Raw genomic sequence first — 26,240 nt, forward strand, 5'->3', positions numbered from 1 at the left:
GGCCTCCGGGGCCGGGGAGGCTCGGTTCGTGGAGGGCGGGTTCGTGGAAGGCCAGTTCGTGGAAGGCGAGTTCGTGAAGGGCCGGTCCGCAGAGGACCGGTCCGCGAAGGGCCGGTTGGTCACGCATCGCCGTCCCCCGCCGGTCCGGCCGCGATCGCGCAGACGCCCTCGGGCTCCGGCTCCCGCGTGTGCTGCGGCTCGGGCTCCCCGGGCCGGTCCGGCAGCCGGCTCCCGGGCGCGGACGCCCGGTTCGGCACGGGGACGTCGGGCTGCCCCGGGTCCGGCTGTGGACGGCGGTTGGGCTGTGGACGGAGGTGCGGCCCGGGCTGGGTCCAGTGGCCGAGGAGCCGGGCTTCCGGCGGGGTGGCGAAGGGCAGCGGGTCGCCGTCGGCGTCCACGGTGTCGGCCTCGCGGCGTACCGGGGTGTGCGAGATCAGCTCCAGGTAAATGCCGCGAAATGCCGCGAGGTTCTGTTCGACGGTGAAGAGTTCGAGCGCGCGGGCCCTTGCGGCGGCCCCCAGGCGTGCTCGACGCTCGGGGTCGCGCAGCAGCGCGACGCAGGCGTCGGCGAGCGCCTTGGGGTTGCGCGGGGGCACCACCAGGCCGGTGCCGCCGATGACTTCGACGACCGCTCCCACGTCGGTGGAGACGGTGGCCCGACCGCAGAACATGGCTTCGACGAGGCTGACTGGGAAGCCCTCGACGACGCTGGACAGCACGATCACGCCGCCCGCGCCGTAGGCCTCGGCGAGGTCGGGGACCTCGGGGCCGCCGATCTCCTCGAAGGTGACCGGGCTGACGCCCTCGGTGTGCGCGCCGGCGGCCTCGTCCGGGAAGAGCTGGGCGGCCAGGGCCGTGCAGTGGGCGAGGTAGGCGGTGGCCTCGTCGCCGTCCGCCGGGGCGCCGAAGACGCGCAGCCGGGCGCCGGGCTCGGCGCGGCGGACCTCGGCGAAGGCGTGGAGGAGGGCGATCAGGTCCTTGGACGGCTCGATCCGGCCGACCCAGACCAGTGTGTCGGGGCCGCCGGCGCCCTCGCCCTCGCCGGCCGCGGCGAGGCGTTCGGCGTCCTCGCCGACCTGGCCGAAGCGCTCGGCCGCCATGCCCGGGTAGACCGTGCGCTGCTTGGCGGGGTCCGCTCCGCAGCGCTGCTGCCAGCGGCGGACGTGGGTGTTGCCGGGGGTGACGAGCGCGGCCTGCCGGTAGACCTCGGTGGTGAGGCGGCCGTGGAATCCGGCGAGGAGGGCGCGCACAGGGGTTCCGTACGGGGTGTCGCAGGCGGCCAGGTAGTGCGCGCGCAGCGGGACGCCGTGCTCGGTCACCAGCAACGGCACCCCGAAGAAGCGTTTGGCCAGGAGCCCCGGGAGGGCGGCCGCTCCACCGGAGGCCGCATGGCAGAGGTCGACCGCCCCGAGGCTCTCCTGGTCGTACCAGTCCAGCGAGAGCGGGCGCAGCGCGCGTTCCAGCTCGGCGGCGAAGGCGAGGTGGTCGGGGACGGTGGCGCTCTGCACGGTGCGGCCGGTGCCCCGGGCGCGGGAGGCGGCCTCCAGGATCCGGACGGTGTCCTCGGAGCGCAGGGCGAGATGGAGTCCGCCGCGCTCGCGGGCCAGCTCGGCGAGGCCGTAGAGCCCTTCGGCGAACAGTTCCGTACCGGGGCCCTCGCCCGCTTCCGTACCGGCCTCGTCGGGGGTGCAGATCGCGGTGGCGAGGGCGGTGAGGCGGTCGGTGAAGCGCCTGCGGTCGCGCCGCCCGTAGGACTGTGCGCCCCCGGTCACCAGCCGGGCCAGCAGGCCGCGTTCGCCGCTGCCGCGCAGGGTGCCGTCCTCGGGGGTCCACAGCGGCGCGGTGCGCACCCGGCTGACCTGGGGCGGCAGCCGGACCCAGCCCTGGTCCTCCTGGTGGGCGGAGCGGCTCAGTGCGAACAGGTCGAACTCGTGCTGCGGCAGCCCGCGCACCAGTCGGTCGCACCAGAGTCTGGACTCACCGGTCGCATACGGATAACCACCGTCGGTGAGCAGTCCGATCCGCACGAATACACCCCCGATCTCCCTTGTGGGCGGCCGCCGTTGAAATGGCGACTCGCAGCGGGACGACCGTAAGCGGATACGCCGGTGGCGCGACGGACGGTTGTCCGTCGCGCCACCGAAAGGGGTGAACCGTCGTAACTTTCCCGCCCCGGTCGCGTTCCGTCGCGATACAGCGGTCGGTTGTTACGGAGAGTCAGGCCGGGGCCAGCTCCTTGCGGGCCCTCCCGCGCGCCGCCGCCGCGGGCCCGACGCGGGGAAGCGCGGGGGTCAGCCCTCGGGGTGCACCCAGGGGTTGGGCTTGCACGAGACGCCTTCGAGCTTCAGGGTCTTGGTCTGCTGCTGCATGACCGGGGCCAGGGCGCCGGGGGTGCGGCAGCTCACGTGGTTGTGGCCCAGCCGGTGGCCGACCTCGTGGTTGATGAGCATCTGACGGTAGGACAGCAGTTTCTCCGGGCCGAAGGTGGCGGCGCCCTGCGCCCAGCGATAGGCGTTGATCATGACGCGGTCGGTCGCGGCGGAATCGCAGGAGACGTTGTCGATCGTGGTGTCGAGACCGGATTTCGCACACCAGTCGCCGGTGGTCCCGGGGCTGGCGAGCGTGATCACGAAGTCCGGGGTCCCCGACGAGACGCGTTCGAAGGTCATCGCGCCGTTGTGCGCCCAGCTCCGGTCGTCGTTGAGCGTCTTCTGCACGGCTTCGGCGAACAGGCCGGCGTCGAGGCCGAGGCCCTTCTCCACATCGATCCGGTAGCGGTGCTTCTGCCCCTTTCCGGGGGCCTTCGCGAGACCGGGCACCGCCTCGAACGTGCCGCTCGCCTTCAGGTCCGCGGCCAGCGGAAACGGCTGCGCCATCTTGGCCGCGTACGAGAGGGGCTTCACCTCGGGCTTCACCGAGGGCTGCTCCGGGGTCGGGCGGGCGTCGGAGCGCGAGGCCTCGCCGCCCGGGCCCTGCCGCTCCACATCGGCGGCGCGCGCGGCGGCCGTGCGGCCGCCGGAGTCCTCGGCGACCTGCCCGGCCACCACGACCGCGAGCACGGTGGTCACCGCGGCGGCGGCGATGCCGGTGAACGTCCGCCCCTTGCCGCCCCGGGGCGCGGCGCCTTCGTCCGGCTCCCCGGCATCGGTGCCGGTGTCGTCCACGCCGTCCGGGGTTCCGGAGGGCGGCGCGGCGGGTCCGTCCGGCGGGGCGTCGGCGTCGAAGGCGTCGACGAACTCCCGGCGCGGGCCCGGCACCGGGGTGCCGGCGGGCGTCGGCTGCTGCGCCGCCCGGCCGTCCGCGGCGCGCTGGGCCGCGCGCTGGGCGGACACCTGGCGGGCCACGGCCTGCTGCCGGGCGTCGGCGTCCTGGGGCCCGGCGGACCCGCCGGGATGCGGCCGGGCGTCGGCGGGACGGCTGTCCGGACCGGAGCGCCGGCCCGGGTACTGCTCGGACGGCTGCGGACGGGGGGTGCTGAGCGGCGCGGGGGCGTCCTGCCCCTGGCCGTAGCGGGGTACGGGTCCGGTGCCCCAGCCGCCGCCCGGCTCACGCTGTTCGGGGTGGCCGCCGCGCACCTGCGGGGCGTCGGGGGAGAACGGGCCCTGCCCGCCACCGGTCGGCGCGGGAGCGGTCCGCCTGCGCCGGCCGCCGCCCGGCGCGGGCCTCGCCGCGGCGCGCTCGCCGCCCGGATCCGTTGCGGCGGCGTCCGGGCGGATCGCCCCGGAGCCCTTTCGACTGTGTCGTCCCACGCCCCGGATCAGCTCCCGCCGCAATCGTCCAGCAGTTCCCGGAACGCCTGGGCGACCGCCTCCGGGTACTCCATCATCGCCACGTGCCCCGCGTCGGGCAGCGTCAGCAGCCGGGCGTCGCGGAAGGCCGCGGACGCCCTGCGTGCCATCCGGTACGAGACGAGCTGGTCCCGTCCGCCGTACACGAGCTGGGTCGGTGCGAGCACCCGCTCGGCCTGGCGCCACAGTCCGTGCTGGCCGCCCAGGGTGTACGCGTCGACGATGCCCCGGGCCGAACGCGTCATCGCGTCCCAGAAGTACGGCAGCTCCAGCCGTCGCTCCATCTCGGCCACCGCGTTGCGGAAGGCTTCGTCGGAGACCCGTGCCGGATCGCCGTAACAGAGTGCCATGACTCCGCGCGTCCGCTGCTCCGCCGTCCAGCCCTTCGTCAGCCGGGAGAACAGGGACGCGACTCCCGGCACCGCGAGGAGACCGGTCGGGACAGCGGGTCGCTGCACCCGCCACTCCGGCAGGGCGGGCGAGATCAGGGTGAGGGTGCGCACCAGGTCGGGGCGGACGGCGGCGACCCGGGTGGCGACGGCGCCGCCCAGCGAATTGCCGAACAGGTGGACGGGCCCCCGCTCCTCCGCGTCCAGCAGCCGGATCACCGCGCGGGCGTGTCCGGTCACCGAGTAGTTGCCGTCGTCCGGGGGCGGCGAGCCCCCGAATCCGGGCAGGTCGACCGCCTCGCCGTCGACCAGGCCGGACAGCAGCGGCATCAACGCGGACCAGTTCTGCGACGAGCCGCCGAGGCCGTGCACGTACAGCGCGGGGGGCAGTCCGGTCCGGTCGCCCGGCCGGCAGCGGACGTTCAGGCCGATCCCCGGCAGCGACACGGAGCGCAGCCGTTCGCCGTCGGCGACCCGGACGGCACTGACCATGGGAGCCACCGCGGCGGCGGCGGCCTGGACACCCGGCAGCTCGGTCGAAGACATGCGGCAATGTTACGAGACGATCACGCCCCCATTCATGTGTTCGCCATCACAGGCCGCATCGCGGGGTGGACGGGTAGCTCCTACGCTCAGGGGAAGGAAGGGAGCTGCACATGACGGTCGACCCGAGCGACCCGGACACCTTCGAGAACGCCGAACCGGAAGAGGCGGGGCCCGAGGCTCCGGAGGCGGACGCCGCCGAGCAGCGGGCGGATGTCCGCCCCGAGGAGGACGAACGGGCGGAGAGCGTCGATCCGGACACCGCCAACGAGGCCGATGTGGCGGAGCAGCGCAGGGTGATTCCCTTGGATGAGGACGATTACCGGTAGTACGCCCCGGTTTGCTCACGACCAGGAAGAACTGTGGCTTCCACAGCCGTCCGGTCCATGAAATTCTGCGTCCGCGCCGCGCACACCCGGGTTACCCAAAAGTACGATGGCTGTACGGCGCAGCGTGCACGGACCGGCTGTGCTGGAACACATATTTGGGAGGCGGCGTGACAGCCATCGAGCAGACAGAGGCCGCGCGCCCGCGGGGTACACGCCTTCCCCGCCGCGCCCGGCGCAATCAGCTGCTGGGCGCCGCACAGGAGGTCTTCGTCGCGCAGGGCTACCACTCCGCCGCGATGGACGACATCGCCGAGCGAGCCGGAGTCAGCAAGCCGGTGCTCTACCAGCACTTCCCCGGAAAGCTGGAGCTCTACCTGGCCCTTCTCGACCAGCACTGCGAGTCCCTGCTCCAGGCCGTGCGCACGGCGCTGGCCTCCACGACGGACAACAAGCTGCGCGTCGAGGCGACGATGGACGCCTACTTCGCGTACGTGGAGGACGAGGGCGGCGCGTTCCGGCTGGTCTTCGAGTCCGACCTGACCAACGAGCCCGCCGTGCGCGAGCGGGTCGACCGGGTCTCCCTCCAGTGCGCCGAGGCCATCTCCGACGTGATCGCCGGGGACACCGGTCTGTCCAAGGACGAGTCCATGCTGCTGGCCGTGGGCCTCGGCGGCGTCTCCCAGGTGGTGGCGCGCTACTGGCTCTCCAGCCGGTCCACCATCCCCCGCGACACGGCCGTCCAGCTCCTCACCTCGCTGGCCTGGCGGGGCATCGCGGGCTTCCCGCTGCACGGCGTCGAGCAGACCTGAGCCCTCCGGCGGGGAACGTCCGACGCCGTGTTCGCTGCGGGCGTTGCCGGTCGGGCCCTGAGCTCCCCTCCCGCCGGGCTAATGTGGCTGCGTACGGCGCGGTTCGCCGCGCAAGGACTGACCGTCGGAGGGACATAGCCGTGGAGGTCAAGATCGGGGTCCAGCACACGCCCCGCGAGATCGTTCTGGAGAGCGGGCTTTCCGCCGAGGACGTCGAGAGCGCGGTCGCCGCGGCACTGGGCGGCAAGGCGGAGCTGCTCAGCCTCACGGACGACAAGGGCCGCAAGGTCCTGGTGCCGGCCGACCGGATCGCGTATGTGGAGATCGGTGAGCCGACCACCCGGCGGGTGGGGTTCGGGGCGCTGTAGTCCACGGACGCGTTGATCACAGGAGCGGCCCGGCGGGAACATCCCCGCCGGGCCGCTCCTGTGGTGTGTGCGGGTCTGCGCCCGCCCCGGATCCCGTACGGGTCGGAACGGTCCGCTGGAGGGTTGCTCCCCGCAGGCTGGGGGTAGTACCGCCTACGACCGATTTGCCCGCCCCGCACACCCCCGCGAGGTGATCCTCTGTGATCTGGGAATCCTTCGGCGCCGCCGTCCTCGGACTCGCCCTGTCCTGGGCGGCGCTCCGATCACTGGCCGACCGACTGCCGTCCGGCCGTGCGGTATATCTCACCGGCGCGCTGGGCGCCCTGTTCGGCGCGTATCTGACGCACGCCGCGCTGGGTACCGGCCATGTCCTGACGACGCTGATCGGAGCCGTGTCCGTCGGGGCGGTGACGCTGTCGCTCCTGATCCGACCACGCGGCCGCCGCCTCGCCCGGTCGGCGGCGGCCCAGGGGCCCGCGTCTGCATGAGGCCGGATCGCCAGCCCGACCTGATCCGGACGAAAGGCCCTGGTCGCGGGGTGTTACGCGGCCAGTCCCAGCGCCGCCATCCGCTTGGTGTGGGCCTCGGTGATCCGGGAGAACATCCGGCCCACCTCGGCCAGGTCGAAGCCGTCCGCGACGCCGCCCACCAGCATCGTCGAGAGGGCGTCGCGGTCGGCGACCACCCGCTGGGCCTGCGACAGCGCCTCGCCCATCAGCCGGCGCGCCCACAGCGCGAGCCGGCCGCCGAGCCGCGGGTCGGCCTCGATCGCGGCGCGCACCTTCTCCACGGCGAAGTTCCCGTGGCCCGTGTCGTCGAGCACGGACAGCACCAGGGACCGGGTGTCGGTGTCGAGCCGGGCCGCGACCTCACGGTAGAAGTCGCTGGCGATCGAGTCGCCGACGTACGCCTTGACCAGGCCCTCCAGCCAGTCGGACGGCGCCGTCTGGCGGTGGAAGTCGTCGAGCGCCTTGGCGAACGGCTCCATCGCGGCGGTGGGGTCCTCGTCCACGGCGGTGAGCCGCTGGTTGAGCTGCTCGAAGTGGTGGAACTCGGCGGCGGCCATCTTCGCCAGTTCCGCCTTGTCGCCGAGTGTCGGCGCGAGCTTCGCGTCCTCCGCCAGCCGCTCGAAGGCCGCCAGCTCTCCGTAGGCGAGGGCGCCGAGCAGGTCCACGACCGCGGCGCGGTACTGCGGGTCGGCTGCGGCGGTGGCCCAGTCCTGGGCGGCGATCCCGGTGGCTGCGGAAGCTTCGGCGGGGGTCTCAGTGGCGTGGTCAGGCGTCTCCATGAACGGAACGATAGCCCGCTCCGCGCAGGGCGGAAGGGCCTGGTCAGCCGGGGGCCTCATACCGTTCCGATGAATTCGTCCAACACACATGCGCGAATCCGGGGTACAGTGGTATTGCGCTTACTGAGCACTGTGCTGTGCCAGAGGCGCGCCCTTGAATGAGGATGCCCGGTCGGTGGCCCGATCGGCTCCGACCCGACAGCCCTCCACGCGGTGCGTACGACACGTACGACTGCGGCTGAGGGGCCCCCTCAGCGGCACGAGCGCTCGAGCGACGGCAGTGGTCCCGCGCCACCCGGCCCATCCACGGCCGGATGACCAACCCCGGCACGGTACGACCCCCAGCGTTCGCCTCGGACCGCGTCTCACAGAAGAGGCAGCACCCTGACTACGTTCCGCGACCTCGGCATTCTTTCCGAGACGGCCGAAGCCCTTGAGGCTGTCGGCATCACGTCCCCGTTCCCCATCCAGGAGCTGACGCTCCCCGTAGCCCTCTCCGGCTCCGACGTCATCGGCCAGGCCAAGACCGGCACCGGCAAGACGCTCGGCTTCGGTCTCCCGCTCCTGGAGCGTGTGACCGTCCCCGCCGACGTCGAGGCGGGCCGCGCCAAGCCCGAGCAGCTGACCGACGCGCCGCAGGCGCTCGTCGTCGTCCCCACCCGCGAGCTGTGCCAGCAGGTCACCAACGACCTGCTCACGGCCGGCAAGGTCCGTAACGTCCGCGTTCTCGCGATCTACGGCGGCCGGGCGTACGAGCCCCAGGTCGAGGCCCTCAAGAAGGGCGTCGACGTGATCGTCGGCACCCCGGGCCGTCTCCTGGACCTGGCGGGCCAGCGCAAGCTCGACCTCTCCCACATCCGCGGGCTCGTCCTCGACGAGGCCGACGAGATGCTGGACCTGGGCTTCCTGCCCGACGTCGAGCGCATCATCACGATGCTGCCGCCCAAGCGCCAGACGATGCTGTTCTCGGCCACCATGCCCGGCGCCGTCATCAGCCTCGCGCGCCGCTACATGTCGCAGCCGACGCACATCAACGCCACGTCGCCCGACGACGAGGGCACGACCGTGAAGAACACGGTCCAGCACGTCTACCGCGCCCACAACATGGACAAGCCGGAGATGCTCTCCCGCATCCTCCAGGCCGACGGCCGCGGGCTCGCGATGATCTTCTGCCGTACGAAGCGCACGGCCGCCGACATCGCCGAGCAGCTGGAGAAGCGCGGCTTCGCCTCCGGAGCGGTCCACGGCGACCTCGGCCAGGGCGCCCGCGAGCAGGCGCTGCGCGCCTTCCGCAACGGCAAGGTCGACGTGCTGGTCTGCACCGACGTCGCCGCGCGCGGTATCGATGTCGAGGGTGTGACCCACGTCATCAACTACCAGTCGCCGGAGGACGAGAAGACCTACCTCCACCGCATCGGCCGCACCGGCCGCGCGGGCGCCAAGGGCATCGCGATCACGCTGGTCGACTGGGACGACATCCCGCGCTGGCAGCTGATCAACAAGGCCCTGGACCTGAAGTTCCCGGACCCGCCCGAGACGTACTCCACCTCGCCGCACCTCTTCGAGGAGCTGGGCATCCCGGCGGGCACCAAGGGTGTGCTGCCGCGCGCCGAGCGGACCCGTGCCGGTCTGCGCGCCGAGGAGGTCGAGGACCTCGGCGAGACCGGCGGCCGCGGTCGCAAGGCCGCCGCACCGGCCCCCGCCCGTGAGGAGCGCGAGCCCCGCACCCGTACGCCGCGTCAGCGCCGCCGCACCCGTGGCGGCTCCGCGGCCGAGGAGGGCGCCGCGACGGTGCCCGCACCCGCCAAGGAGGCCGCTCCGGCCGCACCGGCCGGCGACGGGGCGTCCGACGACGCACCGCGTACGCCGCGCCGTCGCCGCCGTACCCGCGTCAGCGTCCCCGAGGCCGGCACCGAGGCGGCCGTGGCGGTCGCCGAGGCTCCGGTGGTCCCCGCTCCGGTGGCCGAGGCAGCGCCCGTGATCGAGGCCGCACCGGTGGCCGTACCCGTGGCCGAGCCGGTCGCGGAGGCCGTGCCGGAGACCAAGCCGCGCCGTCGTCGCAGCCGCGCCGCCGTGAAGCCGGTGGCCGAGGAGACGGCTTCGCCCGTCGCCGCGGCTCCGGCCGCACCGGCCCCGGCCGAGTTCCAGACCGTGGCCGTCGCCGCGGGCGTCGCGGAGCCGGTCGTCGAGCAGGCGGCCGTCAAGCCGCGCCGCCGCACCCGGATCGTGAAGCCGGCCGACGAGGTCGACTTCCAGATCGCCCCGGCCGCCGAGCCGGAGCCCGAGGCGAAGACGCGTCGTCGTCCGGCCCGCGCCACGACGAAGACCAAGTCGGAGCCGAAGGCCGCGGCCACGTCGGCCGAGCCCAAGGCCCGGGCGACCAGGACGACGAAGTCCCGGGCGAAGGCGGAGACCGCGCCGACCGCGGAGAAGGTCACCGCGAAGGCCGCCACCAAGGCCGCCGCGAAGGCGGTCGCCGTCGAGCAGCCCGCCGTCGAGGCCCCGGCCGCCGAGGCGGACGCCAAGCCGCGCCGCCGCCGTGCCACCCGCAGCGTCACCTCGACCGCGACCCAGGAGGCCGCCGTGGTCTCCGAGGCCGAGGCCGTGGTGAGCGAGGCCGCCGCCGAGACGAAGCCGCGCCGCCGTCGCGCCACCCGCCCGGCGGGCAAGGCGTCGGCGACGACGACCGAGAGCTGACGCTCCCGGCGACACAGCACCACCTACGGCCCCGGCCCCCGCACACGCGGGGGCCGGGGCCGTTCCGCTGCCCGATGCCGCCATGAGGGCCTCCCGGCGCCTCCGTCGGATGAGCCGCCCGGTGAGGCGAGGACGGGTGCGGCGGGGATAGCCTCGCCGTATGAGCCGCCCGCCCACCTTCGCCCCGCCGCCCTGCGCCCGCGCCCGTGTCCTGGCGACCGAGCGCGGCGACTTCGCCGTCCTGGACGCCGTACCGGGGACCCCGGCACGGGCCACCGCCCTGCTGCTGCCCGGATACACCGGCAGCAAGGAGGACTTCATCGCGCTGCTGGAGCCGCTGTGCGCGGCGGGCTACCGGGTGGTCGCGGTGGACGGCCGGGGGCAGTACGAATCGAAGGGGACGGACCGTCAGGAAAGCTACGCCCAGGCCGAGTTGGCCCGCGATGTGCTCGCTCAGGCGGCGGCCCTGGGCGACGGGGGCGGGGAGCTGCATCTGCTCGGGCACTCGCTCGGCGGGCAGATCGCCCGCGCCGCCGTACTGCTGGACGCCACCCCGTTCCGCTCGCTGACGTTGATGTCCTCGGGCCCCGCCGAGGTCGTCGCGGCCCAGCGGGACAAGGTGAAGATGCTGAGCGACGCGTTGTCCGTGCTGTCGATGGACGAGGTGTGGGAGGCGATGCGGGCGCTGGATCCGCCGCAGGACGCGGACACCGGCGACGGTGCGGACATGCGCCACCGCTGGCTCGCCCACCATCCGGCCCAGTTGATCGCCACCGGGGCCCAGTTGGCCGCCGAACCGGACCGGGTGGACGAGCTGGCCGCCGTCGGGCTGCCCGTCCACGTCCTGTCCGGGGAGCGCGACGACGTGTGGCCGGTGGAGCTGTTCGACTCCATGGCGCGGCGTCTCGGCGCCCGCCGCACCACGATCGCCGGCGCCGAGCACTCCCCCAACACCGCCCGCCCGCAGGAGACCGCGGAGGCGCTGGCCGCGTTCTGGGACGGCCTGCCGGCCGTCTGACGCGCCGGCGGCGCCCCCCGACGCGTCCCACCGGCCGTCGGAGGCGCCGCCACCGGCCAGCCCCGCTTCCGTCAGTACTGCGACTGCAGGTGCTGCCAGAAGCCGTCGCGGAGCGCCCGTCGCAGGTGCGCGTGGCCGCGCAGCGAGTGCTGGAGCAGGCGTTCCGCCTCCACCAGCAGGTCCTGGTCGACGGAGCCCGGCAGATAGGGGTGGCCGGGCAGCAGGTCGGCCAGGGACTCCCGGCCGCGCGCGGCGAGCCAGGCGGCCGCGATCTGTGCGCCGACGAAGCGGACGTCCTCCCGGGAGGGGGCCGGGCTGTCGTCCTCGTACGTGGTGACGGGCCGCCGCGTGACGTAGGGGCGGCAGAAGTCGAGCTCGAAGGTGCGCTGGCTGTCGACCTCCCACAGCAGCGGTTCGGCCTGGTTGCGTCCTTCGGCGGCCTCGATGCCCCAGAGGTGGACGCGCGCCCCGTAGCCCTGGGCGGCCTCGACCGCCGAGACCAGGTCCTCGTCACCGCCGACGAGCGCCGCGTCGCTGATGGCGCGGTGCCGGGCGAGGGATTCGAGGTCGGTGCGGATGAGCGAGTCGACGCCCTTCTGCTGGTTGTTGGCGTTGAGGTTGCCGAGCCGCACCTTGACATCGGGGAGTTCGGCGATGGCCTGCTGCTCGGTGGTGTGGATGCGGCGGCGGGCCCCGTCGTACCAGTAGACCCGCAGCAGCCTGCTGTCCGCGAAGATCGTGCGGGCCTTGTCGATGAAGGCCTCGATCAGCCCTTCGGCGTCGAGATCGAAGGAGCGCCGGTCCTCGGTGCCGGTGACGAGCAGCCCGGCCGCGGCGTACACATAGCCCGCGTCCACGAAGATGGCGTGCGTCGACGGGGTCTTGGAGACCTCGATGAGCATCCGCTGGAGCAGCTCGTTGGTGCGGTCCAGCCGGGCGCCGAGACCGGCTCCGGCGATGGACTGCGGGTCCGCCTCGTTCATGCGAACCTCATGGTCTGTGGTGGCGTGACTACCGACGGGTACTTAGACATCCAAAAAATTTCCTTAGCGTAGGGAATGTTTGCAGGGGACAAGCCGTTGTCACCCACGTGGAACGCGAGGGAAGCCTCGCGTTCCTGGTCTTGCCGGTGGGACGCCCCACCGGCGCCAGCAGTTCTCCAGCAGGAGGATCAGACGAAGGGAAGCCCTATGCGCTTCGAGATCATGCGACTCGACGACGTCGACGGTACCGCCGTGGACAGCACCGTCGTGGACGCCGCCTCCGTCAACCGGATCGTGCAGCAGGCCGCAGCGATGGGCCAGCGCATCTACATCCGGCCGGCCGACAGCTCGGCTTCGTAACGCATCTGGGCTCATGACGCCCCACGAGGCCCCGCGCCTCATCGCATTGCGCCGCTAAAGACGAAGCGCCCCCGTACGGAACGTCCGTGCGGGGGCGCTGTGGTGCCTGGGGGAGGTTCAGGAGGTCTGGATGACCTGGGTGACGCCGTTGATGATCTGCTGGACGGCGATGGCGGAGAGCATCATGCCGGCGAGCCGGGTCACCAGCACCACACCCCCGTCCTTGATCACGCGGATGATGACCAGCGAGTAGCGCATGGCCAGCCAGAGCACCACGTGCATGGCGACGATCGCGGACCATACCGAGAGCTGGCCGCCCACGCCGTCGGCGTGCTGCACCGCGAGGATGACCGAGACGATCGCACCGGGCCCGGCCAGCAGCGGCATGCCCAGCGGTACGAGCGCCACATTGACGTCCTTGGTCTGCGTCGGCTCGTCCGTCTTGCCGGTCAGCAGGTCGAGCGCGATCAGCAGCAGCAGGAGTCCGCCCGCGATCATCAGGGCGGGCACGGAGACATGCAGGTAGTCGAGGATCTGCTGGCCGAGCAGACCGAAGACGGCGATCACGCCGAACGCGACCATGACCGCCTGGAGCGCCATCCCGCGCTGCACCTTGGCGGGGCGTCCCGCGGTGAGCGCGAGGAAGATCGGCGTGATCCCGGGCGGGTCCATGATCACAAATAGGGTGAGAAAAAGGGATCCGAAGACAGCGACGTCGAACACAGTGAGCCTTGCGAGAGGAGAGCGGGCGGTACGGAGGTGGCGCGGGGTCCGGGCGGCGGCCGTCGCCGTGTCGGGCACGCGGCGGTACGCACAGGGGCGCGCGGGGAGTAAGGAAGGTGGTGCGGTGAAAGTGGGCGGGGCCCAGGAGCTGTCCGGCCGTGATCCGCCGGATCTCTAGCGGGGACCGGCTCCGCCGGCGCCCGGCACCGGGAAGGCTCCCGTGGCGCGCCGGGTGATCTCGCCGTAGATCTCGGGGTCGGTGGTGCAGGCGCCGAGCTCGACGGTTTTCCGGGTGCCGTGGTAGTCGCTGGAACCGGTCGTGAGCAGCCCCAGCTCGCGGGCGAGGCCGCGCAGTCGGGCCCGGGTGGGCTCGTCGTGGTCCATGTGGTCGACCTCGACGCCGTCGAGACCGGCTTCGGCGAGCGCGACGATCGTGGACTCGGGGACCACCGCGCCGCGTTTCACGGCGGCCGGGTGGGCGAAGACGGTGACCCCGCCCGCCGCCTTCACCAGGCGGATCGCCTCGAAGGGGTCGAACTCGTGCTTCTCCGCGTACGCCCTGCCTCCGGTACCCAGCCAGTCGGGCGTGAAGGCGTCGGAGACCGTGGGTACGACGCCGAGTTCGACGAGGGCGGCGGCGACGTGCGGGCGACCGACCGAGCCGTCCCCGGCGATGCGGGCGACCTGCTCCCAGGTGATGGGGACGTCGAGGGCGCGCAGCTTGCGGACCATCTCCCGGGCGCGCGGCACCCGGTCGTCGCGGACGAGTTCCCGGGCGCGCTCCAGCTCGGCGTCCGCGGGGTCGAAGAGGTAGGCCAGCATGTGCAGGCCCACGCCGTCGACGCGGCAGGAGAGTTCGGCGCCGGTGACGAGGGTGAGCCCCTCGGGCAGCGCGTCGATGGCCTGCTTGTGGCCGCCCACGGTGTCGTGGTCGGTGAGCGCGACGACGTCCAGCCCCGCGGCGGCGGCGTTCGCGACCAGCTCGGCGGGGGTGTCCGTGCCGTCCGACGCGGTGGAGTGGGTGTGCAGGTCGATGCGCACGACGCGTGACTCCGGGGATCGCGGGCGGACGGGGGACCGCTCAAGGATAACCGCCGCGCTCCGGGTCTCCGGCCGCCCACGGCCCCGCCCCTGGCCCGCGCCGGAGCCGCCCCCGCCGCCCGCCGCGCTCGCCGCTCCTACCGCTCGCCCGTCGCCTGCCGGGGCGGCGCCTCGGGGGCGGTGAGCAGGCGGGGGGTGATCGCGCCGCAGGGGACGAGGTCCACCTCTCCCCCGGCGTCCCGCAGGTCGGTGAGCACCAGCTCGTCGTACATCAGCAGCCCCGACTGTTCGGGCCACAGGATCGCCCAGAGCCACAGCCCCCGCGCCTCGCCCGCGAAGACGGCGCGGTCAGGCGGAGCGTTCTTCACGTGCCAGAGGGGGGTGGGGCGGCCGGCGGCGTGCACCTTGGCGTCGGGGGCGGAGTCGACGTCGAGGTGGAGGCCGGGGTCCGGGCCCTCGATCCCGGCGTACCGGGCGCCGAGCCCGACGCCGAGCTCCTCGGCGACCAGCAGCAGCTCGCCCATCCCGCCCAGCGGTCCTGGCCCCGAGCAGGCCACGGCGCTCGCGCGGCCGCCGCTGCGGTCGTCGCCCGCGCTGGCGACCCCGGTGAACAGCCAGCCCACGGGGAGCGGCCAGGGCATCCAGACGGGGACCTGAGCACGGTGCACCACGACGCCGAGACCTTCGACGCTCGGCGGGATGACCGGCTGCATCGGATGGACCTGGCCGTGCACGGAGCACTGCCAGGCGTCGGCGAAGAGACCGGGCGCCCTGACCCGGCCACCGCACTTCGGGCAACTGGGTTCGCCCCTCATAGGGACCAACCGTCCTCCCCGCCGGTCCTCGCGTCAAGGACGATCACCCGTCCGCAGCGTGGCCCTGACCGGGGAGAATAGATGTAGCTTGCACTTATTAGCTTGCCTAACTTATTCTGTGCATAACGCATCGATCCGGAGCCGAAGAACTCCGGAGGCCGGAGGAGAAGGAGAGAACCCATGCAGGGAGAGGATCCGTTCGACGAAGGAGCGACGGGGGGCGGCATCCTGCGCCAGCCGAGGGCCGTCTGGGCCACGGCGGGCGCCTCGGTGGTGGCCTTCATGGGCATCGGCCTGGTGGACCCGATCCTGCCGTCCATCGCCCAGGGGCTGGACGCCTCGGCGAGTCAGGTGTCGCTGCTGTTCACCTCGTACTTCCTGATCACCGCCTTCGCGATGCTGGTCACCGGCTTCGTCTCCAGCCGCATCGGCGGCCGCAGGACCCTGCTGGCCGGCCTCGCCCTCGTGATCGTCTTCGCCGCGCTGTCCGGCACCTCGTCCTCCGTCGCCGAACTGGTCGGCTTCCGGGCCGGCTGGGGCCTGGGCAACGCCCTGTTCGTCTCCACCGCCCTCGCGGTGATCGTCGGGGCGGCGGCGGGCGGCAGCGCGGCGGCGATCCTGCTGTACGAGTCGGCGCTCGGCCTCGGCATGGCGTGCGGGCCGCTGCTCGGCGCGCTGCTCGGGGACGCCAGCTGGCGCTACCCCTTCTTCGGCACGGCGGCGCTGATGGCGATCGGCTTCCTCTGCATCGCCGCGTTCCTCAAGGAGCAGCCGAAGCCCGCCCGCAAGACGTCACTGCTCGACCCGGTGAAGGCGCTGGGGCACGGCGGGCTGGCCTCGGTCGCGGCCTCGGCGTTCTTCTACAACTACGCGTTCTTCACGATCCTGGCCTTCACACCGTTCGTGCTGGACATGACCCCGTACAAGTCCGGCGCGGTCTTCTTCGCCTGGGGCCTGCTGCTGGCCGTCTTCTCCGTGCTGGTCGCCCCGCGTCTCCAGCGCCGCTTCGGCTCGCTCAAGGTGCTGGGGGCGTCCCTGGTGCTGCTCGCCGTCGATCTGCTGGTCCTCGGCTACGGCAGCCACGGCACGGCCGTCGTCGCCACGATCGTCTCCGGCGCGTTCATCGGCATGAACAACACCGTCTTCACCGAGCTGGCCCTCGGGGTCTCGGACGCGCCGCGCCCGGTGGCGAGCGCCGGATACAACTTCGTCCGCTGGTTCGCGGCGGCGGCCGCCCCCTTCCTCGCCCCGAAGATCGAGGAGTGGACCGACGTCCACATCCCGTTCGTGGTGGCCGCGCTCGCCGCCCTCGTCGGAGCGGCGGTCGTGGGCGTACGGCGTACGGCGCTGACCCACGAGGCCGAGGAGCTGGAGCCGGTCCACGCGCGGGAGGACGGCGTGGCGGTCTTCGCCGACTGACCGCGCGGACCGGTCAGTCCAGCGGTACGGACGTGCGCAGCGGGTCGCGCAGGTCCGTACCGTGCGTCAGCCACCGCTCCTGGAGCTCCTGTGCGCCGCGCACCCGCTTCCAGGCGGCCTCGTTGTGCGTCATCGGCAGCAGCGGCAGGAAGCGCACCGGGTCCATCGGCTCGTCCAGCTCCAGGTCCTCCACCAGACCACCGGACTCCGCGACCAGCACCGAGGTGAACGGCGCCCCGGTCCACAGCGGCTCCCCCAGGTCCAGCGAGGCGCCGGCGGCCACGATCAACCCCTCGACCTGCGGGGACGCGGCCAGCACGGCGAGCGGGCGCAGCACCTGGTCGGTGTCGGCGAGTCCGCCCCGTACGGAGAGGATCAGCTCGGCGCGGGGCCCCTTCACCGGGTCGGCGAGCGGGGAGGTGGGGTCGGCCATCGGCTGACCGGACATGCCGAGCGTCGCGTAGCGCACCACGTCGCCGTCGAGGAAGCGCAGCACCTCGATGCGGTCGGTGCCCAGGAACGTCACGTCGGCGCGGGCGTCCGGATCCCCGAGAGCGGAACGGAGCCGGGCCTCGACCAGAGCGAGAATTTCTGCCATGCCGCGAGCATAGATCGCGTAGGGAATGGGCAAAGTACGGGATTGGGCCTTGGGCGGCTGATAGCCTGGCCGCCGGTCGGGACAGCACGCAGAAGCGTTGCTCTTCTTCGTCCCGACGACACGTCGTCCCCCACGGGGGACCGGCCGGAGGAGGTGGGGACTGCTATGGATCCAAGTCGACCGTGCAGTACCAACCGCTCTTCCGCGCCTCGCATTTCCCGTTGATCCGACGCCTCGTCGGTCGCCCGGTGCCGACATCGCCGTCGTATCCGGATGACTCCTCGACAGCAGTTCGCGCGACGGAAGAGCCCTTCGTTTTTGCCTGTCTGTAGCGAACGCCGTCATCGCGCCCGCGCGGTGCCGCCCGCTTTGCGGACGTGAGCACACGTCCTCGTTCCGGGCTGTTCCACGCCCTCGCCGACGGCCCTCCGTGAAGGAGCCAGCCATGTCGATGATCCGTGACCTGCGCGCCGCCGTGCGCCCGTCCCTGCGCCCGTCCCTCCGTAAGAACAGCGCCCCCTACAGCGCGTACGACTCCACCCGCGACCCGTCCGCCTCCAGCGCCGTCGTCGACTGCGCCGTCTACCGCGACGGCCGCCGGCTGGCGACGCCCGCGGCCCCGACGCCGCACGAGGCGATGCTCCAGGTGCGGGAGGAGGGCGGCTTCGCGTGGATCGGTCTGCACGAGCCGACCGAGGCCGAATTCGCGGGCATCGCCCGGGAGTTCGGGCTGCACCCGCTGGCCGTCGAGGACGCCGTACACGCCCACCAGAGGCCCAAGCTGGAGCGCTACGACGACACGCTGTTCACCGTCTTCAAGACGATCCACTACGTGGAGCACGCCGAACTGACCGCGACCAGCGAGGTCGTGGAGACCGGCGAGGTGATGTGTTTCACCGGCCGGGACTTCGTCATCACCGTCCGGCACGGCGGTCAGGGCTCCCTGCGCGCTCTGCGCCACCGCCTCCAGGACGATCCGGAGCTGCTCACCAAGGGCCCCTCCGCCGTGCTGCACGCCATCGCCGACCATGTGGTCGACGGGTACATCGCGGTGGCCGAGGCGGTGCAGGACGACATCGACGAGGTGGAGATCGATGTCTTCTCCACCCCGGCCAAGGGCAGCCCGCGCGGTTCGGACGCGGGCCGGATCTACCAGCTCAAGCGCGAGGTGCTGGAGTTCAAGCGGGCCGTCTCGCCACTGCTGCGGCCCATGCAGCTGCTGAGCGAGCGGCCGATGCGGCTGATCGACCCCGACATCCAGAAGTACTTCCGCGACGTCGCCGACCACCTCGCCCGGGTCCAGGAGGAGGTCCTCGGCTTCGACGAGCTGCTCAACTCGATCCTCCAGGCGAATCTGGCGCAGGCGACCGTCACGCAGAACGAGGACATGCGCAAGATCACCTCCTGGGCGGCGATCATCGCCGTGCCGACGATGATCTGCGGTGTCTACGGCATGAACTTCGAGCACATGCCCGAGCTCCAGTGGAAGTACGGCTATCCGCTGGTGCTCGGCGTCATCGGGGTGGTCTGTTTCTCCATCCACCGCATCCTCAAGCGCAACGGCTGGCTCTGAGCGCGGCCGCCCCCCGATCGCCGGTGGGTCTAAGCTCGCGCCCATGACTGACGCCGTCGCGCCCGATGCCGCCGCCGACCTGCTGGAGAGGGCCCTCGTCGAGGAGGCCACGAAGAAGTCCGGTCTCGTCTGGGTGCGGGGCGACGGGCCGGCCCGAGCCGTCTGGCACATCTGGCACGACGGCGCGGCACACCTGGTCGGCGGCGGCCCCGGCGAGCAGCCCCTGCCCGAGGGCCTGGCCGACGGCGGCCGCGCCGAGGTGACCGTACGCAGCAAGGACAAGGGGGGCCGGATCGTCGCCTGGGGTGCGGCGTGCCGTTTCCTCCCGCCGCACTCCGAGGAGTGGGAGGCGGCGGTCGCCGAGCTGAAGGGCAAGCGGCTGAACGCGCCGGACGCCGAGTCGATGACGGAGCGGTGGGCGCGCGAGTGCACCGTGGTGCGGCTGACGCCGGACACCGTCAGCACCGCGCTGCCGGACACCTCGCTGGCGGCAGTCCCGCTGCCGACCGGGGCCACCACCCGGCAGCCGGCCCCGGCCGCGCTCCCCCGGCTGCTGCTGAAGCGTCGCGGGAAGCGCTGAGCCAGGGCCTCGCGGTACGGGTCGCTCAGCCGGAGGACTTGGGGAGCTGGCCGCCGTAGTCGACGGTGTCGTCCTCCTGGGGCGCCTCCAGCGGGAAGGCCTGCCCCCAGTCGGCCAGCGTGACCGTGCCCCCGCCGCCGCCCCGGGCCACCCGGACCGGGTACGGCTGGTCCTCCAGCGAGACGTCGAACGCCCCGCCCTCGCCCTTGCCGCCCAGGATCTGGATGGTGCGGTGCCCGGCGACCGTGTCCCGGCCGCCTTTGCTGACCTTTCCGTTCAGCGCGAGGAGCCCGTCGAGCAGGACCTTCTTGTCGGTGAAGCCGCGCAGCTGGCGGTAGCTGGGGTCGCCCTCGGGGACCTTCACGTACTTGCCGCCCAGCTTGTCGGCGGCCGCCACGTCGGAGGACCCGCCCTCGCCGCCGCCGCCGCTCTCCTCGTGGGTCCAGAACTCCGCGGGCGCCTTCAGGTAGAGCTCGTCGTCCACCCGCAGCAGGGCGAAGCTCTGCTGCTTGGAGGTCACCGAGCCCATGCCGCCCTCGGCGTTGAGCTTCATCTCCAGCCGGTAGGTGCCGCCCTTGCTGACGAGCGTGCCCGACAGGCGTACGGCGCTCGCCGCTCCGGCCGCCGCTCTGGCCTTCTCGTCGATCTCGGTGGCGGAGAGTTTGGCGACGCCGTTGGTCCCCTTGTCCGGGTCCTCCTCCGTGCCGCAGGCGGCCAGGGCCGCGGTGAGCCCTCCGCACAGCACGAGAGCGAGGGCGGTCCGGCGATGGTTCCGCACGGCCGGGGCGAAAGAGGTCACGGGCGCACTGCCTCTCAACTGCGATCGGGGGGTGGCAGACGGCAGCGTACCCGGGAGGCGCGTGCCTCCCGGCAGCCAGCCGTACGGACCGGTCCGCCGGGGCGCGGTGCGGCGGTACGGGCTAGCCTGATCCCGGCGTACCGACGGATTCCGCCGGCCCGCGGGGCCCGTCCGGGACGGTCGGGCGCGGACGGTCACGGGATACGTGACGACACAGTGGACACGGACGGACGAAGGAGGCCGAGGATGGCGGCGGTCACCCCCAGGGTCTTCGTCTCGCACCTGTCCGGCGTACCCGTATTCGACCCGAACGGGGACCAGGTCGGCCGGGTCCGTGATCTGGTGGCGATGCTGCGGGTCGGCGGACGCCCGCCGCGCATCCTGGGCCTGGTGGTCGAGGTGATCAGCCGCCGGCGGATCTTCCTGCCGATGACCCGGGTGACGGGCGTCGAGTCCGGCCAGGTCATCACCACCGGCGTCGTCAACATGCGGCGCTTCGAACAGCGGCCCACGGAACGTCTCGTCCTCGGCGAGTTCCTGGACCGGCGGGTGCGGCTGGTGGATGGCCATGACCAGGACGGCGAGGAGGTCACCGTCCTGGACGTGGCCATCCAGCAGCTGCCGGCCCGCCGCGACTGGGAGATCGACAAGTACTTCGTCCGCAAGGGGCGCGGCGGGGCGCTGCGCCGCAAGGGCGAGACCCTGACAGTGGAGTGGTCGGCGGTCAGCGGCTTCTCGCTGGACGAGCACGGCCAGGGCGCGGAGAGCCTGGTCGCCACGTTCGAGCGGCTGCGGCCCACCGATGTGGCGAACGCCCTGCACCACCTCTCGCCCAAGCGCCGGGTGGAGGTCGCCGCCGCCCTGGACGACGACCGGCTCGCCGACGTCCTGGAGGAGCTGCCCGAGGACGACCAGGTGGAGATCATCGGCAAGCTCGCCGAGGAGCGGGCCGCCGACGTCCTGGAGGCGATGGACCCCGACGACGCGGCGGACCTGCTCTCCGAGCTGCCGGAGGAGGACAAGGAACGGCTGCTGGCGCTGATGCGGCCGGACGACGCCGCCGATGTCCGCCGTCTGATGTCGTACGAGGAGCGGACGGCGGGCGGTCTGATGACGACCGAGCCGATCGTGCTGCTGCCCGACGCCACGGTGGCCGACGCGCTGGCCCGGGTGCGGCAGGCGGACCTGTCCCCGGCGCTCGCCGCGCAGGTGTACGTGTGCCGCTCCCCCGACGACACCCCGACCGGGAAGTACCTGGGCACGGTGCATTTCCAGCGGCTGCTGCGCGACCCGCCGTTCACCCTGGTCAGCTCGATCGTCGACAGCGACCTGGTGCCGCTGTCGCCGGACACCCCGCTGCCGACGGTCACCAGTTATCTGGCCGCGTACAACATGGTCTCGGTGCCCGTCGTGGACGAGACCGGTTCGCTGCTGGGCGCGGTGACCGTGGACGATGTCCTGGACCACCTGCTGCCGGACGACTGGCGCGAGACGGATCTGCACGGGGAGGAGGGGATCGGTCATGGCGGGCGATGAGCGGGCGAAGGCGGGGTCGACCGGCGCCTCGGGCCTGGTGCGGCCCCCGCGCACCCGGCTGGACCAGCCGAAGGACCCGCGTCGGCGGCTGCTGCCGGAGTACGACCCGGAGGCGTTCGGCCGGTTCTCGGAGCGGATCGCGCGGTTCCTGGGGACCGGGCGGTTCATCGTCTGGATGACGCTGATCATCATCATCTGGGTGCTGTGGAACATCTTCGCGCCCAAGGATCTGCGCTTCGACCAGTACCCGTTCATCTTCCTGACGCTGATGCTGTCGCTCCAGGCCTCCTACGCCGCGCCGCTGATCCTCCTCGCGCAGAACCGGCAGGACGACCGCGACCGGGTCACGCACGAGCAGGACCGGAAGCAGAACGAGCGCTCCATCGCCGACACCGAATACCTGACACGGGAGATCGCGGCCCTGCGCATGGGCCTGGGCGAGGTCGCCACCCGGGACTGGATCCGCTCGGAACTGCAGGACATGGTGAGGGACATGGAGGACCGGCAGGTGCTGTTCCCGGCCGAGAGTGACGAAGGCGACCGCTGAAGGGCTACCCGCCCGTAGCGCTCCGCGCCGTAACATCGTCTGTATGGCTACGGAAGACGCGGTGCTTGAGGCACTGGCGACAGTGAACGACCCGGAGATCCACCGCCCGATCACCGAGCTGGGCATGGTGAAATCGGTCGAGATCGATCCTGACGGTGTAGTCGCTGTCACGGTGTATCTCACGGTCTCCGGCTGTCCGATGCGCGAGACGATCACCCGGAACGTGACCGAGGCGGTCGCCCGGGTCGAGGGCGTCTCGCGGGTCGAGGTGACCCTCGACGTCATGAGCGACGAACAGCGCAAGGACCTGGCGAGCTCGCTGCGCGGCGGCACCGCCGAGCGGGAGGTGCCCTTCGCCCAGCCCGGCTCGCTGACCCGGGTGTACGCGGTGGCCTCCGGCAAGGGCGGCGTCGGCAAGTCCTCGGTCACGGTGAACCTCGCCGCGGCGATGGCGGCCGACGGACTGAAGGTCGGCGTCGTGGACGCGGACATCTACGGGCACAGCGTGCCCCGGATGCTCGGTGCGGACGGCAAGCCCACCCAGGTCGAGAACATGATCATGCCGCCGTCCGCGCACGGCGTGAAGGTCATCTCCATCGGCATGTTCACCCCGGGCAACGCGCCCGTGGTCTGGCGCGGTCCGATGCTGCACCGGGCGCTCCAGCAGTTCCTCGCCGATGTGTACTGGGGCGACCTGGACGTCCTGCTGCTCGACCTGCCGCCGGGCACCGGCGACATCGCGATCTCGGTCGCGCAGCTCGTGCCGAACGCGGAGATCCTGGTCGTCACGACCCCGCAGCAGGCGGCGGCCGAGGTGGCCGAGCGGGCCGGCTCGATCGCCGTGCAGACCCACCAGAAGATCGTCGGCGTGGTGGAGAACATGTCGGGCATGCCGTGCCCGCACTGCGACGAGATGGTCGACGTGTTCGGCTCGGGCGGTGGCGCACGGGTCGCGGAGGGGCTGACCCGTACGATCGGCGCCGAGGTACCGGTGCTCGGCTCGATCCCGATCGACGTACGGCTGCGCGAGGGCGGCGACGAGGGCAAGCCGGTCGTCCTGTCCGACCCCGACTCGCCGGCCGGCAGCGCGCTGCGCTCGATCGCGGAGAAGCTGGGCGGCCGTCAGCGCGGCCTGTCGGGCATGTCGCTGGGAATCACCCCGCGCAACAAGTTCTGACGCTCCTCGGGGCGGCACAGGGCGGGCCGGTGGTCATCCGGCCCGCCCTGTCACGTCGCCGCGCGTAGGACCCGCCCTGTCGCGTCGCTACGCGTACGTCCCGCCCTGTCGCGTCGCTACGCGTAGGTCCCGATGTCCTTGATGGCCGCGAAGCCGAGACCGTACGCGCTCATCCCCCGCCCGTAGGCCCCGATGTGCACGCCCTCGTGGGCGGACCCGGCGAGGACCCAGCCGAACTCGGACTCGCGGTAGTGGAACTCCACCGGCACCCCGTCCACCGGCAGGGAGAGGGTCGACCAGGGCGCGCTGCCGAGGTCGTCGGCGAGGGTGAACGCCGTCTCGGTCTGCTGGTCCAGCCAGTCGTCGCGCAGGGTGTGGTCCATCTGCGGCGGCCAGGTGTACGCCAGCAGGCCGGAGCCCGCGAGCCAGGCCGCCGAGGACACCGTGGTGGCGTCCAGCACGCCCGTACCGTCACCGCTGCGTCTCACCGGGCTCGCGGCCACGGTGATCACCGCCGCGAACCGCTCCTTGTCGGCGGAGCCGTCCGACTTCACCGACGGCTCGTCGCCGTGCCCCGTCGCACCGTGCTGCACCGTGCCGTCCGCCGCGGTGCCGACCTGCATCAGCCAGCGCGGGCCGGTGAAGGCCTCGTCCAGGCCGTACCAGGGGAAGGTCGCTTCCCGGTAGCCGTCGACGGTACGCCGTGTCTCCGGCACCTCCTCCGCCGTGGCCGTGCCCGGGACACCGTCCGTATCAATCCGACTCGTCGTCTCCATCTGCGCGGCCGCCTCCTCGATCAGTCAGGATCCGGAGCGGCCCGCCCCCCGCGGGCTTGGGCATCCTCGCAACCGGACAGATGGAGAATAGCCATACCGTCCGGACGAGTCGGGATTGACCGGGGTCAGGTGGCGTCCGCATCGAACGGCGGGCGCTCGGGCCGGTCCTGCTGCGGGGTCTTCTTCAGCAGGTCAGGAGCGGTTTCGCCGGTCTTGGTGAGGCTGGTCGTCGAGCCGTCGGCCGCCGCGCCCGCCGAGCCGTTCGCCGCACTGTTGGCGGTATCGGACGCGGTCGGGGTGCGCCCGTTGACGGCGTCGGTGACGTCGGAGATCTCCTTGCGGAGGTCGAAGCTCTCGCGGATGTCCTTCAGCCCCAGGTCGTCGTTGCCGTCCATCAGCTGCTTGCGGACGAACGTCTTGGGGTTGAGGTCCTCGAACTCGAAGTCCTTGAACTGCGGGCCGAGCTCCGAGCGGATGTCTTCCTTGGCGCTGTCCGAGAACTCGCGGATCTTACGGATGGTGCGCGTGACGTCCTGGATCAGCTTGGGCAGCTTGTCCGGGCCGAAGACCAGCACGGCCAGCACCCCGAGCGTCAACAGCTCCAGTGCGCCAATGTCATTGAACACCTTGTTGCTCCTCGTGTTCTCCGCGTGTTCTCCGTGCGATCGCGGCCCGGGGCTCCCAGCTGCCCGGACCGCTCAAAGGTACCTGTCGAAGGTGTCCGGGCGGTACCTCGCGGTGGACGTCACGTGCCGCTCGCCGAGCCCAGCGTCAGGGTCACCGTCCGCTCCTCGCCGCCGCGGGTCAGCTTGAGGTCGAGCTCGTCGCCGGGGCGGTGGGCCCGGATCTTCACGATCAGCTCCTCGCCGCTGTGCACCCGCTGGCCCTCGACCTGGGTGATGACGTCGCCGGACCGGATGCCCGCCTTGGCGGCGGGGCCGTCCTTCGCCACTGCGGGCGCGCCGTCGGCCCCCTTCGTGCCGACCTTGGCCCCGTCGCCGGTGTACTTCATGTCCAGCGTGACGCCGATGACCGGGTGGGTGGCCTTGCCGGTGCTGATCAGCTCCTCGGCGACGCGCTTGCCCTGGTTGATGGGTATGGCGAAGCCGAGGCCGATGGAGCCGGACTGGCCGCCCGCCTCGGGTCCCCGGGCGCTGTCGGCCGCGCGGATGGCGCTGTTGATGCCGATGACGTGGGCCTGGGTGTCGACCAGCGGACCGCCTGAGTTGCCGGGGTTGATCGGGGCGTCGGTCTGGAGGGCGTCGACGTAGCTGATGTCGCTGCCGTCGCCCTTCTCGCCGCCCGCGGTGATCGGCCGCTGCTTGGCGCTGATGATGCCCGAGGTGACCGTGTTGGACAGGTCGAAGGGGGCGCCGATGGCCACCACCGGGTCGCCGACCTGGACGTTGTCGGAGTTGCCCAGGGGCAGGGGCTTGAGTCCGGAGACCCCGCGGACCCGGACGACCGCGAGGTCGTAGCCGCTGTCCTTGCCGACGAGCTCGGCGGAGGCCGTCTCGCCGCTGCTGAACGTCACGGTGATGTCCCCGCTGGAACCGGCCGGGGCGACGACGTGGTTGTTGGTGAGGATGTGGCCCCGGCCGTCGAGGACGAAGCCGGTGCCCGTGCCGGACTCGGCGGTGCCGCTGACGTGCAGGGTGACCACGCTGGGCAGGGCGCTGGCGGCGATGCCCGCGACGCTCTCGGGGGCCCGGTCGCCGTTGTCGCGGCCCGCCTGCGGCAGCTCGACGGTGGTCAGGCCGCCGTTGCGCTCGATGTACGCGCCGACGCCGCCGCCGATGCCACTGGCGACCAGGGTCAGCAGGAGCACCCCCATGAAGGCCCCGCCACGGCGCTTCCTCCTGCGGCCGGGTTCGGTGCCCTCGGGGGGTCCCGGCCGGGTCAGCGGCTGTCCGGGAGCGCCCCACGGGTCGTACTGGAGCCACTGCGTGTGCTGCTGCGCGTGCGGTTGCGGTGCGGGGTGCTGCCCCTGGTGCTCGGGGGCTCCCTGGGGCTGCCCAGGGGCTCCTTGGGGCGGGTTCGGTGCGAGGGCGGCGTGCGCCTGGGGCGGTGCGTGGGGCCCCGGG

Annotated in this window: 26 protein-coding genes; 13 read left to right on the forward strand and 13 right to left on the reverse strand. The window is 72.4% G+C overall.

Features of this window, described 5'->3' with window-relative positions:
• Nucleotides 1-119 precede the first annotated feature (119 nt).
• The 3 genes from HET64_RS04740 to HET64_RS04750 all read right to left on the reverse strand — a co-directional run bounded on the left by HET64_RS04740 (nucleotide 120) and on the right by HET64_RS04750 (nucleotide 4,723).
• On the reverse strand, nucleotides 120-2,027 hold the full coding sequence (locus HET64_RS04740) for a DUF3492 domain-containing protein (RefSeq protein ID WP_215102625.1): 1,908 nt from the start codon (nucleotides 2,025-2,027) through the stop codon (nucleotides 120-122).
• Between the two features lie 264 nt (nucleotides 2,028-2,291).
• Complete coding sequence (locus HET64_RS04745) at nucleotides 2,292-3,749, reverse strand: DUF3152 domain-containing protein (protein WP_215102627.1); 1,458 nt, start codon at nucleotides 3,747-3,749, stop codon at nucleotides 2,292-2,294.
• 8 nt (nucleotides 3,750-3,757) lie between these two features.
• On the reverse strand, nucleotides 3,758-4,723 hold the full coding sequence (locus tag HET64_RS04750; protein ID WP_215102629.1) for an alpha/beta fold hydrolase: 966 nt from the start codon (nucleotides 4,721-4,723) through the stop codon (nucleotides 3,758-3,760).
• A 110-nt stretch (nucleotides 4,724-4,833) separates the two neighbouring features.
• On the opposite strand from HET64_RS04750, the gene HET64_RS04755 reads away from it, so the two are divergent.
• The 4 genes from HET64_RS04755 (at nucleotide 4,834) to HET64_RS04770 (ending at nucleotide 6,714) form a co-directional block, all read left to right on the forward strand.
• Entirely contained in the window at nucleotides 4,834-5,049 is a 216-nt protein-coding gene (locus HET64_RS04755; RefSeq protein WP_215102631.1) for a hypothetical protein, read from the forward strand.
• A 167-nt stretch (nucleotides 5,050-5,216) separates the two neighbouring features.
• Nucleotides 5,217-5,858 (forward strand): TetR/AcrR family transcriptional regulator, encoded by a 642-nt coding sequence (locus HET64_RS04760; RefSeq protein ID WP_215102634.1) that lies wholly within the window; start codon nucleotides 5,217-5,219, stop codon nucleotides 5,856-5,858.
• A gap of 140 nt (nucleotides 5,859-5,998) precedes the next feature.
• Nucleotides 5,999-6,226, forward strand: coding sequence for a DUF3107 domain-containing protein (locus tag HET64_RS04765; protein ID WP_010061602.1), 228 nt, complete (start codon nucleotides 5,999-6,001; stop codon nucleotides 6,224-6,226).
• Between the two features lie 200 nt (nucleotides 6,227-6,426).
• Complete coding sequence (locus tag HET64_RS04770) at nucleotides 6,427-6,714, forward strand: hypothetical protein (RefSeq protein WP_215102636.1); 288 nt, start codon at nucleotides 6,427-6,429, stop codon at nucleotides 6,712-6,714.
• A 53-nt stretch (nucleotides 6,715-6,767) separates the two neighbouring features.
• Here the strand turns inward: HET64_RS04770 and HET64_RS04775 are convergent, their stop codons facing one another.
• A complete protein-coding gene (locus tag HET64_RS04775) occupies nucleotides 6,768-7,514 on the reverse strand; it encodes a ferritin-like fold-containing protein (protein ID WP_007446800.1) in 747 nt (248 codons plus the stop codon).
• A 474-nt stretch (nucleotides 7,515-7,988) separates the two neighbouring features.
• Here HET64_RS04775 and HET64_RS04780 point away from each other — a divergent pair, with 474 nt between their 5' ends.
• Together HET64_RS04780 and HET64_RS04785 are read left to right on the forward strand one after the other, a co-directional pair.
• Nucleotides 7,989-10,211 (forward strand): DEAD/DEAH box helicase, encoded by a 2,223-nt coding sequence (locus HET64_RS04780; protein ID WP_215102680.1) that lies wholly within the window; start codon nucleotides 7,989-7,991, stop codon nucleotides 10,209-10,211.
• 160 nt (nucleotides 10,212-10,371) lie between these two features.
• Nucleotides 10,372-11,229, forward strand: a complete 858-nt coding sequence (locus tag HET64_RS04785; RefSeq protein WP_215102638.1) for an alpha/beta fold hydrolase — start codon at nucleotides 10,372-10,374, stop codon at nucleotides 11,227-11,229.
• A 71-nt stretch (nucleotides 11,230-11,300) separates the two neighbouring features.
• On the opposite strand, the gene HET64_RS04790 is transcribed toward HET64_RS04785, so the two are convergent.
• On the reverse strand, nucleotides 11,301-12,212 hold the full coding sequence (locus tag HET64_RS04790; protein ID WP_215102640.1) for an NYN domain-containing protein: 912 nt from the start codon (nucleotides 12,210-12,212) through the stop codon (nucleotides 11,301-11,303).
• 207 nt (nucleotides 12,213-12,419) lie between these two features.
• Between HET64_RS04790 and HET64_RS04795 the strand changes: the two genes are divergently transcribed.
• On the forward strand, nucleotides 12,420-12,572 hold the full coding sequence (locus tag HET64_RS04795; RefSeq protein ID WP_007446805.1) for a hypothetical protein: 153 nt from the start codon (nucleotides 12,420-12,422) through the stop codon (nucleotides 12,570-12,572).
• A gap of 117 nt (nucleotides 12,573-12,689) precedes the next feature.
• Here the strand turns inward: HET64_RS04795 and HET64_RS04800 are convergent, their stop codons facing one another.
• The 3 genes from HET64_RS04800 to HET64_RS04810 form a co-directional block, all read right to left on the reverse strand.
• A complete protein-coding gene (locus HET64_RS04800; RefSeq protein ID WP_215102642.1) occupies nucleotides 12,690-13,295 on the reverse strand; it encodes a MarC family protein in 606 nt (201 codons plus the stop codon).
• 174 nt (nucleotides 13,296-13,469) lie between these two features.
• A complete protein-coding gene (locus HET64_RS04805) occupies nucleotides 13,470-14,336 on the reverse strand; it encodes a PHP domain-containing protein (RefSeq protein ID WP_215102651.1) in 867 nt (288 codons plus the stop codon).
• A gap of 137 nt (nucleotides 14,337-14,473) precedes the next feature.
• On the reverse strand, nucleotides 14,474-15,151 hold the full coding sequence (locus tag HET64_RS04810) for a DUF6758 family protein (RefSeq protein ID WP_215102653.1): 678 nt from the start codon (nucleotides 15,149-15,151) through the stop codon (nucleotides 14,474-14,476).
• Nucleotides 15,152-15,331: 180 nt separating this feature from the next.
• Between HET64_RS04810 and HET64_RS04815 the strand changes: the two genes are divergently transcribed.
• A complete protein-coding gene (locus tag HET64_RS04815; protein ID WP_215102655.1) occupies nucleotides 15,332-16,570 on the forward strand; it encodes an MFS transporter in 1,239 nt (412 codons plus the stop codon).
• Nucleotides 16,571-16,583: 13 nt separating this feature from the next.
• Here HET64_RS04815 and HET64_RS04820 read toward each other — a convergent pair whose 3' ends face one another.
• Nucleotides 16,584-17,168, reverse strand: a complete 585-nt coding sequence (locus HET64_RS04820; protein ID WP_073866364.1) for a suppressor of fused domain protein — start codon at nucleotides 17,166-17,168, stop codon at nucleotides 16,584-16,586.
• A gap of 445 nt (nucleotides 17,169-17,613) precedes the next feature.
• Between HET64_RS04820 and HET64_RS04825 the strand changes: the two genes are divergently transcribed.
• Together HET64_RS04825 and HET64_RS04830 are read left to right on the forward strand one after the other, a co-directional pair.
• Nucleotides 17,614-18,741, forward strand: a complete 1,128-nt coding sequence (locus HET64_RS04825; protein ID WP_215102657.1) for a magnesium and cobalt transport protein CorA — start codon at nucleotides 17,614-17,616, stop codon at nucleotides 18,739-18,741.
• 43 nt (nucleotides 18,742-18,784) lie between these two features.
• Entirely contained in the window at nucleotides 18,785-19,321 is a 537-nt protein-coding gene (locus HET64_RS04830; RefSeq protein WP_215102659.1) for a hypothetical protein, read from the forward strand.
• A 25-nt stretch (nucleotides 19,322-19,346) separates the two neighbouring features.
• Here HET64_RS04830 and HET64_RS04835 read toward each other — a convergent pair whose 3' ends face one another.
• Nucleotides 19,347-20,120, reverse strand: coding sequence for a hypothetical protein (locus tag HET64_RS04835; protein WP_215102660.1), 774 nt, complete (start codon nucleotides 20,118-20,120; stop codon nucleotides 19,347-19,349).
• A gap of 246 nt (nucleotides 20,121-20,366) precedes the next feature.
• Here HET64_RS04835 and HET64_RS04840 point away from each other — a divergent pair, with 246 nt between their 5' ends.
• Genes HET64_RS04840 through HET64_RS04850 form a run of 3 tightly spaced genes read left to right on the forward strand, consistent with a single transcriptional unit; the run spans nucleotide 20,367 to nucleotide 23,380 of the window.
• Entirely contained in the window at nucleotides 20,367-21,656 is a 1,290-nt protein-coding gene (locus HET64_RS04840; protein WP_215102664.1) for a magnesium transporter MgtE N-terminal domain-containing protein, read from the forward strand.
• A complete protein-coding gene (locus tag HET64_RS04845; protein ID WP_215102666.1) occupies nucleotides 21,643-22,203 on the forward strand; it encodes a DUF1003 domain-containing protein in 561 nt (186 codons plus the stop codon). Before HET64_RS04840 ends, HET64_RS04845 begins: the two co-directional genes overlap by 14 nt.
• Nucleotides 22,204-22,246: 43 nt before the next feature.
• A complete protein-coding gene (locus tag HET64_RS04850) occupies nucleotides 22,247-23,380 on the forward strand; it encodes an Mrp/NBP35 family ATP-binding protein (RefSeq protein WP_215102668.1) in 1,134 nt (377 codons plus the stop codon).
• A 116-nt stretch (nucleotides 23,381-23,496) separates the two neighbouring features.
• On the opposite strand, the gene HET64_RS04855 is transcribed toward HET64_RS04850, so the two are convergent.
• The 3 genes from HET64_RS04855 to HET64_RS04865 all read right to left on the reverse strand — a co-directional run.
• Nucleotides 23,497-24,156, reverse strand: a complete 660-nt coding sequence (locus HET64_RS04855) for a hypothetical protein (RefSeq protein WP_215102670.1) — start codon at nucleotides 24,154-24,156, stop codon at nucleotides 23,497-23,499.
• A 125-nt stretch (nucleotides 24,157-24,281) separates the two neighbouring features.
• Nucleotides 24,282-24,782 carry a sec-independent translocase gene (locus tag HET64_RS04860; protein ID WP_215102672.1) on the reverse strand — a complete coding sequence of 167 codons (501 nt, stop codon included), beginning with the start codon at nucleotides 24,780-24,782 and terminating at the stop codon, nucleotides 24,282-24,284.
• Between the two features lie 119 nt (nucleotides 24,783-24,901).
• The coding region (locus HET64_RS04865) for a trypsin-like peptidase domain-containing protein (RefSeq protein WP_251144782.1) at nucleotides 24,902-26,240 on the reverse strand (1,339 nt) is incomplete at its 5' end.

The organism is Streptomyces sp. McG3 (assembly GCF_018619185.1).
GTDB lineage: Bacteria > Actinomycetota > Actinomycetes > Streptomycetales > Streptomycetaceae > Streptomyces.

Coding starts and splice junctions, on each gene's coding strand:
- HET64_RS04750 (WP_215102629.1), bottom strand. CDS start 4,723: ATGTCTTCGACCGAGCTGCCGGGTGTCCAGGCCGCCGCCGCCGCGGTG.
- HET64_RS04755 (WP_215102631.1), top strand. CDS start 4,834: ATGACGGTCGACCCGAGCGACCCGGACACCTTCGAGAACGCCGAACCG.
- HET64_RS04775 (WP_007446800.1), bottom strand. CDS start 7,514: ATGGAGACGCCTGACCACGCCACTGAGACCCCCGCCGAAGCTTCCGCA.
- HET64_RS04785 (WP_215102638.1), top strand. CDS start 10,372: ATGAGCCGCCCGCCCACCTTCGCCCCGCCGCCCTGCGCCCGCGCCCGT.
- HET64_RS04790 (WP_215102640.1), bottom strand. CDS start 12,212: ATGAACGAGGCGGACCCGCAGTCCATCGCCGGAGCCGGTCTCGGCGCC.
- HET64_RS04795 (WP_007446805.1), top strand. CDS start 12,420: ATGCGCTTCGAGATCATGCGACTCGACGACGTCGACGGTACCGCCGTG.
- HET64_RS04810 (WP_215102653.1), bottom strand. CDS start 15,151: ATGAGGGGCGAACCCAGTTGCCCGAAGTGCGGTGGCCGGGTCAGGGCG.
- HET64_RS04815 (WP_215102655.1), top strand. CDS start 15,332: ATGCAGGGAGAGGATCCGTTCGACGAAGGAGCGACGGGGGGCGGCATC.
- HET64_RS04820 (WP_073866364.1), bottom strand. CDS start 17,168: ATGGCAGAAATTCTCGCTCTGGTCGAGGCCCGGCTCCGTTCCGCTCTC.
- HET64_RS04825 (WP_215102657.1), top strand. CDS start 17,614: ATGTCGATGATCCGTGACCTGCGCGCCGCCGTGCGCCCGTCCCTGCGC.
- HET64_RS04830 (WP_215102659.1), top strand. CDS start 18,785: ATGACTGACGCCGTCGCGCCCGATGCCGCCGCCGACCTGCTGGAGAGG.
- HET64_RS04840 (WP_215102664.1), top strand. CDS start 20,367: ATGGCGGCGGTCACCCCCAGGGTCTTCGTCTCGCACCTGTCCGGCGTA.
- HET64_RS04845 (WP_215102666.1), top strand. CDS start 21,643: ATGGCGGGCGATGAGCGGGCGAAGGCGGGGTCGACCGGCGCCTCGGGC.
- HET64_RS04850 (WP_215102668.1), top strand. CDS start 22,247: ATGGCTACGGAAGACGCGGTGCTTGAGGCACTGGCGACAGTGAACGAC.
- HET64_RS04855 (WP_215102670.1), bottom strand. CDS start 24,156: ATGGAGACGACGAGTCGGATTGATACGGACGGTGTCCCGGGCACGGCC.